This is a genomic window from Gordonibacter pamelaeae 7-10-1-b (assembly GCF_000210055.1).
GTDB lineage: Bacteria > Actinomycetota > Coriobacteriia > Coriobacteriales > Eggerthellaceae > Gordonibacter > Gordonibacter pamelaeae.
The window spans coordinates 478,466-479,327 of record NC_021021.1; the positions used below are offsets into that span (position 1 = coordinate 478,466).

The following is an 862-nucleotide window of genomic DNA, read 5'->3' on the forward strand; positions in this document are numbered from 1 at the left end:
CCCTTCTCCTCGATCCCCCATGTACGCCTCCGCTATTCCCGGCGCTGGCCCAGCAGCCACAGCAGCTGCAGGATGGACGTGAGGGCCGCCGCCACGTAGGTGAGCGCGCAGGCGCGCAGCACGGAAAACGCGCCGCCCTGCTCGGACTGCGGCAGCGCGATGGTGTCCATGTAGGTCATGGCGCGGCGCGAGGCGTTGAACTCCACCGGCAGCGTGACCAGCTGGAACAGCACCACCACGGCGTACATGACGATGGCGAGCGTCGTGAGCTGATTACTCACCAGTATGATGCCCAGCATGAGCAGGAAGATCCACGCGTTCGAGGCCAGGTTCACCACGGGCACGATGGCCCCGCGGATCTTCATGGGCGCGTAGTTCTCGGCGTACTGGCAGGCATGCCCCACCTCGTGGCACGCGGTTGCCGTGGCCGTGATGGAGCGCCCGTCGAACGCGTCGGGCGAGAGCGTCACCGAGTTCGTGCGCGGGTCGAAGAAGTCCTGGCCCGGCCCGCCGCGGTGCACCGCCACGTTCGTCACGCCGTAGTAGGCGAGCATGCGCCGCGCGGCCTCGGCGCCGGTGAGCCCGTTGGAGATGGGCACCCTCGTGTACTTCTTTAGCTGCGAGTTCACGTACCACGTGGCGAGCCCGCCGATGGCGAGCGTGACCACGATCAGCAGCAGGTATCCATAGCTCAATCCGAAAAACATAGGACGTGACCACTCCTTCGAAGGGGTTGCTTCCGCGGCCGCGCGGCGGCCGCTCTGTACCGTACACCTGTATTATACAAGAGCATGAAATCGGGCCGAAAACACGCGGCAAACAGCGCGGAATCACCAAAGGCGCGTTACCGAGCCGTGATCTT

General features: G+C 65.2%; 1 protein-coding gene. It reads right to left on the reverse strand.

Annotated elements, in window-relative coordinates:
• Positions 1 to 32: 32 nt before the first annotated feature.
• On the reverse strand, positions 33 to 707 hold the full coding sequence (locus GPA_RS02230) for a zinc metallopeptidase (RefSeq protein WP_015538815.1): 675 nt from the start codon (positions 705 to 707) through the stop codon (positions 33 to 35).
• Positions 708 to 862: the final 155 nt, after the last annotated feature.